This window comes from Thalassolituus sp. (genome assembly GCF_034111725.1).
Taxonomy (GTDB): Bacteria; Pseudomonadota; Gammaproteobacteria; order Pseudomonadales; family Oceanobacteraceae; genus Thalassolituus.
Genome location: NZ_JAWUWR010000030.1, coordinates 1 through 15,827, shown reverse-complemented (window position 1 = coordinate 15,827; position 15,827 = coordinate 1). Strand labels below are relative to the sequence as shown.

The 15,827-nt window shown below is 48.9% G+C and carries 12 protein-coding genes; 9 read left to right on the top strand and 3 right to left on the bottom strand.

Going from position 1 to position 15,827, the window contains the following annotated elements; genetic code table 11:
* Together UXZ23_RS04255 and UXZ23_RS04250 are read right to left on the bottom strand one after the other, a co-directional pair.
* On the bottom strand, positions 1-1,970 hold a 1,970-nt coding region (locus tag UXZ23_RS04255; protein WP_320819401.1), incomplete at its 3' end, for an EAL domain-containing protein.
* A 12-nt stretch (positions 1,971-1,982) separates the two neighbouring features.
* Positions 1,983-2,564, bottom strand: a complete 582-nt coding sequence (locus tag UXZ23_RS04250; RefSeq protein ID WP_320819400.1) for a transglutaminase-like cysteine peptidase — start codon at positions 2,562-2,564, stop codon at positions 1,983-1,985.
* Positions 2,565-2,867: 303 nt separating this feature from the next.
* Here UXZ23_RS04250 and aroQ point away from each other — a divergent pair, with 303 nt between their 5' ends.
* From aroQ to UXZ23_RS04210, 8 genes are all read left to right on the top strand, one after another.
* Positions 2,868-3,323 carry a type II 3-dehydroquinate dehydratase gene (aroQ, locus tag UXZ23_RS04245; RefSeq protein ID WP_320819399.1) on the top strand — a complete coding sequence of 152 codons (456 nt, stop codon included), beginning with the start codon at positions 2,868-2,870 and terminating at the stop codon, positions 3,321-3,323.
* Between the two features lie 4 nt (positions 3,324-3,327).
* Positions 3,328-4,218 (top strand): 50S ribosomal protein L11 methyltransferase, encoded by an 891-nt coding sequence (gene prmA, locus UXZ23_RS04240; protein ID WP_320819398.1) that lies wholly within the window; start codon positions 3,328-3,330, stop codon positions 4,216-4,218.
* Positions 4,219-4,226: 8 nt separating this feature from the next.
* Positions 4,227-6,614 (top strand): DUF3426 domain-containing protein, encoded by a 2,388-nt coding sequence (locus UXZ23_RS04235; RefSeq protein WP_320819397.1) that lies wholly within the window; start codon positions 4,227-4,229, stop codon positions 6,612-6,614.
* Positions 6,615-6,766: 152 nt separating this feature from the next.
* A complete protein-coding gene (gene dusB, locus UXZ23_RS04230) occupies positions 6,767-7,753 on the top strand; it encodes a tRNA dihydrouridine synthase DusB (RefSeq protein WP_320819396.1) in 987 nt (328 codons plus the stop codon).
* The gene (gene fis / locus UXZ23_RS04225; RefSeq protein ID WP_015487960.1) at positions 7,750-8,067 is read left to right on the top strand and encodes a DNA-binding transcriptional regulator Fis; all 318 of its coding nucleotides are present in this window, start codon (positions 7,750-7,752) and stop codon (positions 8,065-8,067) included. The genes dusB and fis overlap by 4 nt, the downstream gene beginning before the upstream one ends.
* A 70-nt stretch (positions 8,068-8,137) precedes the next feature.
* Positions 8,138-9,739, top strand: coding sequence for a bifunctional phosphoribosylaminoimidazolecarboxamide formyltransferase/IMP cyclohydrolase (gene purH, locus UXZ23_RS04220; protein WP_320819395.1), 1,602 nt, complete (start codon positions 8,138-8,140; stop codon positions 9,737-9,739).
* Between the two features lie 24 nt (positions 9,740-9,763).
* Positions 9,764-11,053, top strand: coding sequence for a phosphoribosylamine--glycine ligase (gene purD / locus UXZ23_RS04215; protein ID WP_320819394.1), 1,290 nt, complete (start codon positions 9,764-9,766; stop codon positions 11,051-11,053).
* Between the two features lie 29 nt (positions 11,054-11,082).
* Positions 11,083-13,467, top strand: coding sequence for a 7TM-DISM domain-containing protein (locus UXZ23_RS04210; RefSeq protein ID WP_320819393.1), 2,385 nt, complete (start codon positions 11,083-11,085; stop codon positions 13,465-13,467).
* Between the two features lies 1 nt (position 13,468).
* On the opposite strand, the gene UXZ23_RS04205 is transcribed toward UXZ23_RS04210, so the two are convergent.
* Entirely contained in the window at positions 13,469-14,962 is a 1,494-nt protein-coding gene (locus tag UXZ23_RS04205) for an AAA family ATPase (protein WP_320819392.1), read from the bottom strand.
* Between the two features lie 123 nt (positions 14,963-15,085).
* Between UXZ23_RS04205 and coq7 the strand changes: the two genes are divergently transcribed.
* Positions 15,086-15,736, top strand: a complete 651-nt coding sequence (coq7, locus tag UXZ23_RS04200; protein WP_320819391.1) for a 2-polyprenyl-3-methyl-6-methoxy-1,4-benzoquinone monooxygenase — start codon at positions 15,086-15,088, stop codon at positions 15,734-15,736.
* The last annotated feature ends 91 nt before the right edge of the window (positions 15,737-15,827 follow it).

The following is a 15,827-nucleotide window of genomic DNA, read 5'->3' as shown; positions in this document are numbered from 1 at the left end:
TGAACCCAATTTAACGCATCTTCAAGCGAGTTAATTGGGCGACTAAAGTAATACCCACCGAGCCCATCTACACCCGTATGACGAATCGCGGCAACATCTTGCTCATCTTCTAGGCCTTCGGCCAACACTAATAAATCTAAGTTATGGGCAATCTGCACCATCGACTGAATAAAGAACCGATGATCTTGAGCAAGGTGAACACCGCGGTTAAAACTGCCATCAATGCGCACATAATCCAGTTGCAAGCGCTGCAAGTAAGCAAACGCCATCGTACCTGTACCGACCTGATCAATACCAACCACTACGCCTAACGGCTGTAATAGTAAGGCTAAACGAGCTAACGCATGTTCAGCCGCTTGCAAGCAAAACTCTGGCACTTCTAACGCTATATGCGCCGCTTGCTTAGGATATTTTTGAAATAGTGTTTGTAGTTGATAATGGAATTGCTCATCAATCACTGACGCTGGCGACAAGTTAATACAGAAGCGCAGTCCACGACTGGCGACATCTTCGCCGATCATGCTTTCTAACACTCGCTCGATAACACAAGCGTCATAACGAGCAGCCAGTTGATGCTGTTCAACCATTGGCCAGAAACGCGCCGCCGAAAGCATTTGTCCTTGCCACTCAATGCGGCTAAATACTTCGAACTGCAATAAATGCTGATCGCGATTACCAATAACCGGTAAAAATTGCAGACTAAGAGATCCGCTCTCTAATACTTGATGCAACAACTGACGCCATTCACCGGCCGTCCACTCCTGTTGCTGAACCACTTCGTCGCGATACATAACGCTGCGCGAGGTTGGCTGACGTTGAGCTTGTCTTAACGCGGCATCGGCGCGGCTGAATGCCATGACAGGGTCATCTTGCTGCCCTTGTAAGAATACCGCCCCCATATGAAACACTAATTCATTACGCTGAGACAGGGTCGTCATACTGAGCTGACTGAACGATTGCTGCATTAAATCGTCAGCTTGGGCACCATCTGCGCAAGGAATATAGAGCGCAATGTCAGCGCCAGAGCGACGTCCACAAATGGTATTTGGGTACTCCATGCGCCATTGGCTAAGTACCTGCCCCAAAAGGGTTAATACGTCATCACCAGCTTGGCGCCCCTCACGTTGATTAAATTCAGCGAAGTCATGCAACTGCAATAGAATCAATACGCCGCTGTGTTCATCATCGCGTTTTAGAATATGCTCAAAACGCTGGTCAAAACCGCGACGATTTAATAAACCGGTACTGACATCCAAGTATGATTCTTCGCGTAACTTTTCGGTCATCGCCGACTGCTCGCTAAAAATACTTTGAAGCTTTAACACCATTTTATTCATGGCTAAAACAACACGGCGTAATTCTCTAGCGCGAGGAATTTCTGTCTGTATTTGCCAGTCACGCTCACAAATTGCCAAGGCTTGTTTTTCAACACGAATTAAAGGGCTAAACAACCAGCGTAACAACAGCTGTAATAAAATCAGCGATACCAACAGTACCCACGCAAACCAAATGAATTCAGCCCGCACCATGGCCCACATATCACGGTAAGCAAAATCACTATGACTGATCACCTGAACTGAGCCTAAGCGACGCCATTGACGCGTGACATCCGCCTCTGCCGCGACCAAATCAAGAGCAACCCAGTTTTTAAACCAGTTAGGGGCTGAGTCGGCATCCAGTGCTTGACGAGCACGACGATGGATAGCAGTGCCATCGGTACGTAAAAATGAAATCTCAGCAAAAAAACCGCGATCAAATAAAACATCCATCAAACGGGTAAGTTGCACTTCATCGCTGCTATCCACTTGCGACATAGATAAGGCCAGCGAAGTTGCGGCATCATAAGCTCGAGCATTCAATTGCTGTTGGAAGTAATCACGTCCATTGAACACTGTGACCAGCAGATTGCCCACCAGCAGTACTACGACCAGCAAACTGGTGAGTAGTGAGAATTGTTGTCTTAGTGTCATGTTACGCCTTCCTTATAAATCCATGCCGAGTTCATGCATACGAATCCGTAAATCCGTCCAAAGGTCGAGCTTATTGGGGTTACCCAGCAGTATGCCTTGTCCTTTCATCTTTTCTAACCACATACCTTCACCATTAAAACTGTAAACAGGATCAAGGTCGGTGCGCTCATCCGCAGGGCGAATAGCCCGGGTGAGATTATCCAGCACCAGTGGTATCGAATCTGGCTGCGGAAAATACGTTAGTACCATATGCGCTTGATTTAGGCGAATAGCCTTTACGTAAGTAATACGCAGTTTTTGTGTATCAACGCCAAGCTGACGCAGCGAGTAATATTTAGCAATAACGTAGTCTTCGCAATCGCCGCCATCCGAAGCAAGCGACTCATAAGGGCTAGCCCAATAGTCCACTTTACCCCAGTGCTGCTCGTCTGATTGAAAGCGTATGTACTTATTAAAAAACCGATTCACTTCTGCAAGTTTTTCTTGTTCTGATTCATTCGCCGTTCGATGCATCATGTCACGCCAAGCATCAATGCGATCGGCTGCTCTGTCATTGTAATCACGTCGCGCTTTTTGCGATAAACTATCTGGCACCCACTGCTCCTTGTCTGCGCTGAGAAACAGCGAAGCACTAGCCAGCAACATCAGCGTAGGCCAACGAAGCCAAGAGTGAGTTAGAGACATAAGCTTCATGCGGAATCGAATACACCAGCCATATAGTTAAGAATGCAACCTGTCGGTTTTCATTCAATATAGACGCTCATGGCTAATCCGCTTGTTTCATCGCACCATTCAAATGGCCAATAGTGCCGGTTTCTTAGCTCTGCGCTGGACGGTTAAGGGCTTTTTCGGCAAACTCGCGGGAGTTATGCCTTCTATACCATCTGGGAATTCATCATGGCACGCATTCTGGTCTTAAACGGCCCCAATCTGAATTTATTGGGTACCCGCGAACCTCATATCTATGGTTCAACCACGCTAAGCGACATAGAAATCACACTATCGCAGCAAGCGCAGGCCGCTGGGCATGAATTATCACACCTGCAAAGCAATGCCGAGCATGTTCTGCTCGATCGCATTCATGCTGCGCGTACGGATGGCACCGAATTCATTATTATTAACCCCGCCGCCTTCACCCATACCAGTGTGGCACTGCGTGATGCACTCGCGGGCGTGGCTATTCCATTTATTGAAATTCATATTTCGAATGTGCATGCGCGCGAAGCTTTCCGCCAACATTCTTACCTATCGGATATCGCGGTCGGCGTCATTTGCGGTTTAGGCGTACAAGGCTATGAACTGGCACTGCAAGGTGCCATCGCACAATTAAGCAAACAATTAAGTAAGGTTTAACAGCATGTCTTGGATTCAAATCCGGTTACACGCCACTCAGCATGATGTGGAAGCATTAGAAAATGCCCTACTCGGCTGCGGTGCGCTCTCAGTTACCTTACAAGACGATGCCGACCAGCCCATCTTAGAGCCGGAGCTTGGTACCACACCTATGTGGGATGAAACCCAAGTCATTGGCTTATTTGAAGCAGATACCGATGCCCAAGAGCTGAGCGATCAGCTAGCCACTATGTTCAAGGTTGAAGGCGGCGATACCTTGCCTCCGTTTAAAATCGAAATCGTTGAAGATAAAGACTGGATTCGCGCTTGGATGGACGACTATCATCCCATGCCGTGTGGTGAGCGCCTTTGGGTATGCCCAAGCTGGCGCGAGCCTCCTCATGCGGATGCCGTCAATCTGATGTTGGATCCGGGCCTTGCCTTTGGTACTGGCACCCATCCAACCACTGCTCTTTGCCTAACTTATCTCGATAGTGCGGTTGAAGGCGACGAATTAGTAGTCGATTACGGCTGTGGTAGCGGTATTTTAGGTATTGCAGCATTACTGTTGGGCGCACGCCATATGATCGGTGTCGACATTGATCCACAAGCGCTAACCGCTACCCGTGACAACGCCGGTCGCAACAAGATCGACGATAACCGCTACGAAATCTACCTGCCAGAAGATACCCCTGCGATACAGGCAGACATAACCGTGGCGAATATTTTAGCGGGGCCGCTAGCCGATCTTGCTGAACATATCGCTAGTCTGACGCGCAGTGGTGGTAAACTCGCTCTATCAGGCCTATTGGCAGAGCAGGCTGAAGAGATATCCGCTTGTTACAGCCAATGGTTTACCATGAACCCAGCCAAACAACTGGGCGATTGGGTTGTACTGACAGGGATTAAACACTAAGGGTTATCATGAGCATGCAGGTTACGCGCTGTCCACATTGCCGGACCAGTTTTCGTGTTCGCGCTGAGCAACTCAATGTTGCCGGTGGCGCCGTGCGCTGCGGCTCATGCCTGCAAGTATTCAAAGCTGCCGAGCATTTCATTACCAATGAAGAGCACGCTAACTCAGTTTCGAGCACGCCTCGCTCAGCCGAAATCAATTCCACCTCCACCAATACCCCATTGGCAGAGACAACAGCAGATGCAACGCCAAGAAAATCGGCAAGTAAGGTTTTACAATTTACCTTACCTGCGGATGACGAGGACGAAGATCTAGACAAAGTACTATCTAGCTCAGCTAATGCTGAAGATGCTGCTTCGTTCGATCTTGCGGATGTGGATGATGAGCTCGAGCTTGAAGTAACGCCTGAAGCCGAGCTTGAATCTTCAGCGGAAAGCCTAGAAGACGACGTTTTCTCTGCTCATGATCAGGCTTTTGGTGACGCCGATCCTATTGCTAATAATGTTGATGACGACGTTTTTTCTGCCATCAGTGACGATATGGATGATCCTTTTGGCGATGACGACGCAGATGCCGAGATACCAATGGCTGCTAAGGGACCTTTGCCGCCGGTGGTCGATCCACGCGTAAATAAAGTGATACGCGAAGGCGATATTTTAATTCACGACGACATGGATCTGGATGATCTACTGATCGACGATGACGCCGATGACGCCGATGACGCCGATGACAAAGACATTCTGAACGCAGATCTAGCCGACGATAGTGAACTTGATGATTTAATCGACGGCGATGAAACCCTATCTTATGAAAATTCACCTGTATTCGAGCCTGAAGAAACACTCGTGCCTGAAGAGGCGATAGAGCTTGAAGAAGTGTCGGAGCTTGAAGAGACACTAGACCTTGTCGACATTCCGGAAGAAAGCGACGATTGGCTTGCAACACAAGACGAAACTATAGAAAACAAACCTAAGCAAACCACTACAAACAGCCTCGAGGCTAATTCTCTGTTTGCGCCGGTTGATGACAATATTAATGTTGAGTACGACGATGGTGCCAAACTAGCATTAGAGCCGTCCTTCGCTGAAACGCCAGCGACGAACAACAGCACTAATCATGAAACACTCGATATCGAACTATCGAGTGATGAGTTCGATGATATGGGCATGGGTCTCGTTCCAGACGACCAACGCAGTAGCGATAATAAGGCAGTTGGAGAAATTTCCTATTCGGAACCCGAGCGCTTTGACGATTTTAACGCGGCTAAAACGGATGATGAATTTGATCAGCTCATAGGCAACGCTGCAGAGTTCTCGGGCAATGAAACCAGTGACAGTGATTCGAAGTATGACTCAGAAAACGATTTCGATTTTCTACTCGACGAAATCGCCCAAGAAGCCGCCAACGGCTCGGATGACGACGGCATGTTCTTCGAAGAAAGCGGGTCTTCCCCTGCCCATGCCATGATCGACTTTGACGACCATGCACTTGATGACACTGATGAAGATATTTTAAAACCGATTAATCGTTACAATAATGCCGAGTCGGCGACAGATGACGCCGATTCATGGGCGCTCAATCTTTTGCAAGACGATGAACCTAAATCGTCGACCAAGCGCAAAAACTACATGGACGACATTGATGGTCCGGACGAAAGTGTTTTCGACGATCTTGATGCGCCATTCAATCGCCAGCAGTCAGCATTCGCAACCGAAGGGCCGCATGTTGACGAATACCATACCCAAGGTATTGACGATGATGATCTCGACCAATACAACGATATCGAAGAAATAGACTACAAAGATAACGATAACTTCAAGTTGGGTGGCGACATAGAGCTTGCTAGCCAAAGCCTAGAGTTTGATCTACCGCCACCATCGTTAGCCAGTCTTAGCATACCAAGCACTAAGCAGAAGGTTAGGCGTAACGGTTTATGGGCATTGGGAGCACTTGTTCTTGCCGTCACGATTGCCGCTCAAGTGGCTTATTTCCGCTTTGATACGGGCGCCCGCTCAGCCACGCTCCGCCCAATGTACGCGCAAGCATGTGTATGGCTTAAGTGCCAACTTCCGAGCCTGCAAAACGTACGTAATATGGCGACCCAGCACTTAGTTGTAAGACCTCATCCAGATCTACAAAATGCCTTAGTGGTCGATACTCTATTAATTAACAACGCCAGTCAGCAACAACCATTCCCAGATTTAGTTTTGGAATTCAAAGACTTAAACGACGCGGTACTGGCAAATCGACGCTTCGCACCGAGCGAATATCTAGCGGGCGAACTGGCGGGAGAAGCGCTAATGCCAGCCGGTATTCCAATACATATTGGCTTCGAGATAGTGCACCCAGGTGCAGAAGCCGTCAGTTACCAAATTCGCATCCTCGCGAACCAGTAAACTATTGACAAATAAGCCATCGTTCGGTTGATCGAAAAAAAGCCAATTTAACACGCAAAAGCATGACATTCCCCCTTTATTCACAAGGGGGTTATGAGTATCATACCGCGACTTTCGATAGCACACTTTTTAACCAGAAGCCCAAACTCCTGATGCCTGCAATTGGTCCTTATACGCTTCCGAATCCAGTGATTCTAGCTCCAATGGCAGGGGTCACTGATCGCCCTTTTCGACAGCTATGTCGAGAACTCGGTGCGGGCCTCGTGGTCAGCGAAATGGTATCTGGTAATCCAGATCTACGTAAAACTCGCAAATCGCAATTGCGGCTTGATCACACCGGTGAGCCAGAGCCCATTGCGGTGCAAATAGTCGGTGGTGATCCTTGGATCATGGCGGCAGGAGCTCGCTTTAACGTCGAAAATGGCGCCCAAATCATTGATATCAATATGGGCTGCCCAGCAAAAAAGGTCTGCAACAAAGCTGCAGGCTCGGCGTTACTAAAAGATGAAGCCTTAGTGAAAGATATTTTACAGGCGGTCGTCGAATCCGTAGATGTACCGGTATCTCTTAAAATTCGTACCGGTTGGGATCCCGACAATCGTAATGGCGTACGCATCGCCGAAATCGCCCAAGCCGCCGGCATAGTGTCTTTAGCCGTGCATGGTAGAACGCGTGCTTGTGGCTACAAGAACACAGTTGAATACGACACCATTAGAGACATCAAGCAAAGCGTCTCGATTCCGGTATTTGCCAATGGTGATATTACCGATGCACGAAAAGCGGTTGAGGTAATGCAGTACACCGGCGCTGATGGCGTATTAATAGGCCGCGCGGCTCAGGGGCGTCCTTGGATATTTCGCGAGGTAACACACTACCTCAATACTGGCGAGTGCTTGGCCGAGCCAGCATTAGAGGAAGTACAGAACATACTGATTCGTCACCTGCATGCCTTATATGAGTTTTATGGCGAATTTGCAGGCGTACGCATCGCACGTAAGCACGTTGGCTGGTATCTGCAATACCAACAAGGTGGAGATTTCCGAAGACAGTTCAATCATCTGGAGTGCCCTGTCACTCAACAACAGGCGGTTGAACAGTTTTTCAGGGACCGCCTGAAAGAAAAGGAACTGGCAGCATGAACACAGAAGCAATGTTAAATAAGGTTGAAGACACCGTGACTGATTCCGCAGATCTGCAGAAACATCTAAGAGCTCCTTTGGAGCCGAGCCATACCCTACGCGATAGCGTAGAAAAAGCCCTGCAAAACTACTTTGATCATTTAGATGGTCAGCCTGTAGTTGATATCTACGATATGGTTTTATCTGAAGTAGAAGCACCTCTACTAGAAACCGTCATGAAGTACACCCGCGACAATCAGACCAAAGCGTCTGTTGTGTTGGGCTTAAATCGCGGAACCCTGCGTAAGAAATTAAAACAGTTCGGCATGCTTTGAACTAAATCCCTTTCCAAGCGGTGGGCCTAACTGGCCACCGCTTTTTTGTTTTTAAATATGACAGGTTGCTATGACTGACATCACTCCTATCCGTCGTGCGCTGATTAGCGTTTCTGATAAAACTGGTATCGTTGACTTCGCCCGCGCTCTTGGCGCCGTTGGCGTAGAAATTCTCTCCACTGGCGGCACTTACAAACTGCTCGTTGAAAATGATATTCCTGCGGTTGAAGTCTCTGACTACACTGGTTTCCCAGAAATGATGGACGGTCGTGTAAAAACGCTGCATCCAAAAATTCACGGTGGTGTTTTAGGTCGTCGTGGCCAAGATGATGCGATCATGGCTGAACATGGTATCAACCCAATCGACTTAGTGGTTGTTAACCTGTACCCATTCGCAGCAACCGTTGCACGCCCAGATTGTGATTTAGCACTAGCCATCGAAAACATTGATATCGGTGGCCCAACCATGGTCCGCTCTGCCGCTAAAAATAACGCGCATGTCGGTATTGTGGTTAACGCCAGTGATTATGCGAAAGTGTTGGCGGAACTGGATGAGCTGAAAGGCTTAACCAGCAAAACACGCTTCGATCTAGCCTTAAAAGCATTCGAACACACCGCCGCTTACGACGGTATGATTGCTAACTATCTAGGTACTATCGACCAAAGCGCCGAAGTACTATGTACAGATAACCGCGATGATTTCCCGCGTACCTTCAACAGTCAATTCATCAAAGCGCAAGATATGCGTTATGGCGAAAACCCGCATCAAAAAGCGGCGTTCTATATTGAAGCTAACCCACTAGAAGCCTCCATTGCCACCGCGAAACAGATTCAAGGTAAAGAGCTTTCATACAACAACGTAGCCGATACCGATGCTGCACTTGAGTGTGTTAAGTCGTTCGTTAAGCCTGCGTGCGTCATCGTTAAACACGCCAACCCATGTGGTGTTGCCGTGGTTCCTGATGAAGAAGGCGGCATCCGTAAAGCATACGACCTAGCCTACGCGACCGACAGCGAATCGGCGTTTGGCGGCATCATTGCCTTCAACCGTGAACTCGATGCTGATACTGCGCAAGCGATTGTTGATCGTCAGTTTGTAGAAGTGATTATTGCGCCATCCGTCACGGCAGCAGCCATTGCGGTGGTAGAAGCAAAGAAAAATGTGCGTCTATTGACCTGTGGTGAGTTACCAAGCGAGCGCGCTCCTGGTTTCGACTACAAACGGGTTAACGGTGGTTTACTGGTACAAGATCGCGACAACGGCATGATCAAAGCCGAAGAGCTAAAAGTGGTGACAAAACGTCAACCAACAGAAGCCGAAATGCACGATTTAATCTTTGCGTGGAAAGTTGCCAAATACGTTAAATCTAACGCCATTGTATATGCTAAAAACCGTCAAACTGTGGGTGTCGGCGCTGGCCAAATGAGCCGCGTCAACTCAGCACGTATTGCCGCGATTAAAGCAGAACATGCAGGCTTAGTAGTTGAAGGTGCAGTAATGGCATCCGATGCTTTCTTCCCATTCCGCGATGGTATCGACAACGCAGCGGCGAATGGCATTAAAGCCATTATCCAGCCGGGCGGTTCAATTCGCGATGAGGAAGTAATCGCTGCTGCCGACGAAGCCGGTATAGCGATGGTGTTCACCAGCATGCGTCACTTCCGCCACTAAAATCCGACACAGGTAGAGTTATTTATGCAAGTTTTAATCATTGGCTCAGGCGGTCGAGAACACGCGCTAGCTTGGAAAGCCCTGCAATCTCCGCTGGTCGATAAAGTATTCGTTGCTCCGGGGAATGCGGGCACAGCGATTGAACCCGGTGTCGAGAACATCGGCATTGATGTCATGGCATTCGATGCACTGCAAGCCTTCGCACACGACAACAATATTGGCCTGACCATTGTTGGTCCTGAGGCACCTCTGGTTGGCGGTGTCGTTGATCAATTCCAAGCCGCGGGTTTGAAGATTTTTGGGCCTAGCGCAGGCGCTGCGCAGTTAGAAGGCTCGAAAGCCTTCACTAAAGACTTCTTAGCACGTCAGAATATTCCGACCGGTTCGTACCAAAACTTCACTGAAGTAGAGCCAGCGCTGGCTTACCTGCGTGAAAAAGGCGCGCCTATCGTTGTTAAAGCGGACGGTCTTGCCGCAGGAAAAGGCGTCATCGTTGCCGAAACCCTAGAGCAAGCCGAAGAAGCCGTTACCGATATGCTATCCGGCAACGCCTTTGGTGATGCTGGCTGTCGTGTGGTGATCGAAGAGTTTTTAGCTGGTGAAGAAGCCTCGTTCATCGTTATGGTCGATGGCAAGAACGTCTTGGCGATGGCAACCAGCCAAGACCATAAACGCGTTGGCGACAAAGATACTGGCCCGAACACAGGCGGCATGGGGGCATACTCTCCAGCACCGGTGGTAACGCCTGAGATCCATGATCGCATCATGCAAGAAGTGATTTATCCAACCGTTAACGGTATGGCAGCGGAAGGCAACGATTACACCGGTTTCTTATACGCCGGCTTAATGATCGACGCATCCGGTGCGCCACGCGTCATCGAGTACAACTGTCGTTTTGGTGACCCAGAAACTCAGCCGATCATGATGCGTATGCAATCCGATATCGTCGCTCATTGCTTAGCCGCGCTGGAAGGCAAGCTTGATCAAGAAACCACTCAGTGGGACCCGCGTCCTTCTCTAGGTGTTGTCTTGGCGGCTGCCGGTTACCCTGCCGATTACCCTAAAGGTGATGTCATCAGCTTACCCGCTGACGAAGGCAAAGATCGTAAAGTATTCCATGCCGGCACCGCACTCAATGCTGAAGGCGAAGTGGTTACTGCGGGTGGTCGTGTGTTATGCGCAACAGCACTCGGCAATAACGTTAGCGACGCACAAGTGCAAGCCTATGCGTTAATTAAAGGTGTTAGCTGGAATGGCATGTTCTGCCGTTCAGATATCGGTTATCGTGCAGTCGAGCGCGAGCAACAGTCTTAATTAACCTAAGCGCTGAGGGAACAGCAATAATGACAGTACAGCAGTTTCGTTCGTTAACTACGGCTTGTATGTTGGTGCTGCTGTTACTGTCAGGTTTAAGCCTGTCACGGACCGCTATCGCAAGTGGTCCTGTGTTACTTCCCGGCGATAGTTTCGACTATCCGATTACACCTTATGTTGCCATCTATGAAGATCCGTCAGCGCGCTTAAGCCTCGACGACATGATCGGCCAAGACAAACAACTGCGCTTTACTCCAAGTCATAGCAATCGTCTAAAGTTTGGCATTACAACCTCAGCCTATTGGTTTCGAGTTAGTTTATCTAATCCCTACAACCACGATCGCGATGTCGTTCTGACTTTATCCAATACGCATATCGACGATATTCGTCTGTTTGATATTTCCAATCCCGATGAGCCTAGTGTACTAGGTCGCGGCGGACGAGATAGCAATGGATTACGTGGTGGTTTCCCACAAGCCCAGCCTTTTTTCCTGCGCATTAGTGCGCAAACCACACAGAGCTATCTGATCCGAGTTCACACAGATGCACTACTGAATACGGAATTACATTTAAAGAGTGTTGATCGCTTCGTCATTAATGAACAGCATCAACAATTTATCGTTGGTATTAGCATTGGCATCGCCATAGCGGCCTTTATTTACTTTTTAATTTGTTATCGCCGCTATCGTATGCAATTGGCATTAGCTGCCGCAGCTTACTGCGCCGTTATTAGTATTTTCATCCCGTCCTGGATGGGACTACTCCATTCTGGCTTTGCCTTATCGGGTGAACTCGACGGCTGTTTAGAATCACTCTCGATCAATTTTTCTGCCATTGCACACACTTTGGTTGTTCTTTTCCTCGGCTGGCGCCAACGTTGGGTGCGACTGACTCTGTGGGCGTTTATTGCTCTGCAAGTCGTTATCGGCAGCGGTGAATTTTGGCTTTCTAGTGCGCTAAACGAAGTGTCGATTAGCTTAGGCATCGCCGTTAACGAAATATTCATGCTGTTTTTATTAATATTTGCTCGTAGCGAACAAAAGAAAGCCCAACATTTGCTCTTGTTCGGTTGTGCCTTTGTTACTGTCGGAATTGTGCTATCGGTACTGACCAGTATGAATGTACTCTCTCTCGATTTTATCCATACTTGGTCGGTTATTGTGTTACCGATGGCGGTGATATCCAGCTTGGTAATGGCCTGTATGCAATTATCTGGCAGAGCCGTCCCTAGCATCGCTCGTCAAACCTCAGACCTAACTCTATCATCAGGCTTATTGTCGCAAATCAGCCACGAACTGCGCACGCCCATTAATGGTGTTATCGGTATGAATGAGTTATTAACCGATACCGCGTTAAGCGCAAACCAACGCGATTACATCGACACCATTGGACTTGCCGGGCGTGATTTGCTCTTTGTCGCTAACGAAATTTCCGATCTTGCCCGTATTCAGCAAGGTCAACTCGAACTTGAACGTCGTCCATTTACTATTAGCAGCATGCTCAGTCAGACCATGGCGCATTTTCAACAAGAAGCGATTCGTAAACAGGTCGAACTCGTGGTGGATATTGCCGATGATTTACCAGCGCGTTTGGTGGGTGACCGCAACCGCTTACAAACGCTGCTGCACAACCTAATCGCGCGCACCTTAGCCTATACCGACTACGGTGAACTCACGCTGCATGCGTCTTACTTCAATAGCGCGCAATCCCAAGGCGTGCGTCTGCAATTGCAGCTAAGCGGCAATATTGTGAAACAGGATGAGCTAAAGATGCTGTTCCGTTTGCTGCAGTATCATCATCCTCAGGTTGAACCAGGCAATACTAAGCATTGGAATTTACTGGTCATGCGCCAGTTACTACAGCGCATGCATGCGTCTTTAGAAGTTGAAAGCATGACGAGTCAAGGCGCCTCTCTCACCTTGTACTTGCCAATGCCGGTTGAAGCAGAGGTCGTTAGCCATCGAGACATACTCGACGACAGCTTGATTGGTATGCGAATTTTGATTGTCGATGATGTTGCCTCACTGCGTAACGTGATCGAAAAGCAAGTAAAGCGCTGGGGCATGAAAGCAAGTAGTACCTACAGTGGTAAAGAAGCCCTCGCCATGATGCGCAACCAATGCAACCTTGGCCAGCCGTTTGACTTCATCATTATTGATCACGACATGCCGATCATGAATGGTTTGCAACTGGCGGAGCGTATGAATGCGGATAACGACATCACTATCAAACCGGCCAGCCTAATGCTAACAGGGTTAAGCATTAGTAGTGTGCGCGCCGACGCCCTCGCCGTAGGCATTCGTCATCTGGTTGCCAAACCTGCCAGCGGCGATCGCCTGCGCAACGCCCTGCTCGAAATTAAGAGTCGTCGTCATGCCAGTAACCAACCAACTGACGCACGCGCCACGTCTTAATTTAATGTGCCGAGTCAGCTAAAACAGCTCGGCCCACAGCCCAATCACGAAGATCCTGAACCGCCTCAGCCATAGTGACCGAGAGCGGGCAAGTTCTTTGAACTTCATCAATCAGATCGTCCGTCGTTACTAAGCGCTTTTCAGCGGCCTGCATTGAACGTCCGCGACGGTGGCACGCTGATACAATCACCTGCTCCAGTTCTGCACCACTGAAACCATCACTAGCCGTTGCAACCGCTGCGACATCAATGGTGTCATCCGCAATCTGACGCTTGGCTAAGTGCAAACGTATGATGGCTTCACGCACATCAACGCGCGGCAGATCAACAAAAAAGAGCTCATCCAAACGGCCTTTACGAACCAACTCCGGTGGTAAAGCATGGATATTGTTCGCAGTCATTACGGTAAAAACAGAGGATTTATGCTCAGCCAACCAAGTTAATAACGTGCCCAGTAAGCGCTGACTTACCCCAGAGTCGCTACCATCCTGACCTAAGCCCTTTTCAATCTCATCCATCCATACAACACACGGCGACATGGTTTCGGCCATCTCCAACGCCTCGCGCAAATTGCGTTCGGTTTCGCCAATGTACTTGTTGTACATATTCCCCATATCCAAGCGCAACAGCGGGACGCCCCATGAACCGGCAACCGCTTTAGCGGCCAAACTTTTACCACTACCCTGTACGCCAAATAACATAACACCGCGCGGACGCATTCTGGGATCATCGCCGAAAAAAGCATCCCGACGTTTATCTAACCACTGCTTCATTACGTCAAGGCCAGCCACATCCATAAAGCGTGCAGTGTCGTATTCAAAATGGATAGCGCCATCACGATCTAACAACGCCATTTTAGCCTTAGTCACAGAGCCCAAATCATCTTGAGTAATTGCACCGTCATCGACGATGGCACCACGAATTAATCGGCGGGCATCGGCATAGGTAACACCGCGCAAGTTACGCACGATTTGTTGCAACGTTGTATTGTCGGTTTTTACTTTCTGCCCCGTTGTGCGGGAAAAATGACGCGCTTCTTCGCGCACCAGTGATAACAACTGCTCCTCACCAGGCAAGGTTAAGCGAAAACGAACCGCATAACGCTGTAGATCTTCAGGCAAAGTAACCTGATGACTCAGCAACACAATGGTCTTACCAAAGCCTTCATGCTGAAAGACGATGTCTTTAATTAAACGCACAATCAGAGCCTGATCTAAGAACGGGTGCAAATCGCAAAATACAAAAAGACCGCTCTCTTCGCGCAGCTTTACCGCGCGCAACGCTTTATCCGGCGACTCGCTTTCTGCTACTGCAACATCTTCGCCAAAACCCAAACGCCTCAAACCATCACTCACCGTCCATTGCTGCAACGCATCACCACGCTCGATAGCAAGACGCGTTAACAGCTCTAGTGCGCGCGATTCTTCATAAGTTTCGATGACCACAAGTGGCTCTTTGCGCTCTAAAATCAGCTTTAGGTCGTGTAAATCCTGCATTTAATTTCCTTATCACTCACATGCACTCTAGGCGCACTTTCGATTAGCTTTCTATTATGCCCTGATTTGTATCATGCGTTTGCGCTGTAAATCACGTAAAATGGCTCAAACTTCGGAGGATTTATGGCTGCACATCCACGACACTACTCGCTGTTTGATAAACTCATCACCAATGCGGATCAGGCATTGCGCACCTTAGTACCGGGCGCAGCCACCGCAGAGCGCTCGACGCCTGCCAGCCAACGCAGTTCTGCCGAACTGAGCGATAGCGAGCGCCAACACGCTGCGGGCCTTATGCGCATAAACCATACCGGTGAAGTGTGTGCCCAAGCTTTATATCAAGGCCAAGCATTAACAGCCAAATTGCCGCAAGTGCGCGATTCAATGGAAGAAGCTGCCCGCGAAGAAATCGACCACCTAGTATGGTGCGAGCAACGCATCCACGATTTAGGCAGCCACACCAGCCGTTTGAACCCGCTCTTTTATGGGCTTTCATTTGGCATTGGCGCACTGGCAGGCAAAGTTAGCGATAAAGTCAGCCTTGGGTTTGTCGCCGCCACCGAAGAACAAGTCTGCAAACACCTGACTCATCACATGACAGAATTGCCGATTCAAGACGAAAAAAGCAAAGCTGTCTTACTGCAAATGCTCGAAGACGAAGCGCGTCATGCCACCACAGCAATCAACGCTGGGGGCTATAAGTTTCCTGCGCCGGTTAAATTTTTGATGGCGGGTATGGCGAAAGCGATGACCAAGAGTACGTATCGGGTTTGATGGTTTATGCGGCAGACGCCGCCGTTTTATTTAGCAAAGGGCACGCCCGAATTAATTAGAAATGTATTTTTTTTGTTTGATGGACTCAGGG

What these genes read in the sequence shown, in the direction of transcription:
- UXZ23_RS04210 (WP_320819393.1), top strand. Translation starts at nt 11,083, where the DNA reads ATGACAGTACAGCAGTTTCGTTCGTTAACTACGGCTTGTATGTTGGTG.
- aroQ (WP_320819399.1), top strand. Translation starts at nt 2,868, where the DNA reads ATGGCACGCATTCTGGTCTTAAACGGCCCCAATCTGAATTTATTGGGT.
- prmA (WP_320819398.1), top strand. Translation starts at nt 3,328, where the DNA reads ATGTCTTGGATTCAAATCCGGTTACACGCCACTCAGCATGATGTGGAA.
- purD (WP_320819394.1), top strand. Translation starts at nt 9,764, where the DNA reads ATGCAAGTTTTAATCATTGGCTCAGGCGGTCGAGAACACGCGCTAGCT.
- UXZ23_RS04205 (WP_320819392.1), bottom strand. Translation starts at nt 14,962, where the DNA reads ATGCAGGATTTACACGACCTAAAGCTGATTTTAGAGCGCAAAGAGCCA.
- coq7 (WP_320819391.1), top strand. Translation starts at nt 15,086, where the DNA reads ATGGCTGCACATCCACGACACTACTCGCTGTTTGATAAACTCATCACC.
- UXZ23_RS04235 (WP_320819397.1), top strand. Translation starts at nt 4,227, where the DNA reads ATGAGCATGCAGGTTACGCGCTGTCCACATTGCCGGACCAGTTTTCGT.
- dusB (WP_320819396.1), top strand. Translation starts at nt 6,767, where the DNA reads ATGCCTGCAATTGGTCCTTATACGCTTCCGAATCCAGTGATTCTAGCT.
- fis (WP_015487960.1), top strand. Translation starts at nt 7,750, where the DNA reads ATGAACACAGAAGCAATGTTAAATAAGGTTGAAGACACCGTGACTGAT.
- purH (WP_320819395.1), top strand. Translation starts at nt 8,138, where the DNA reads ATGACTGACATCACTCCTATCCGTCGTGCGCTGATTAGCGTTTCTGAT.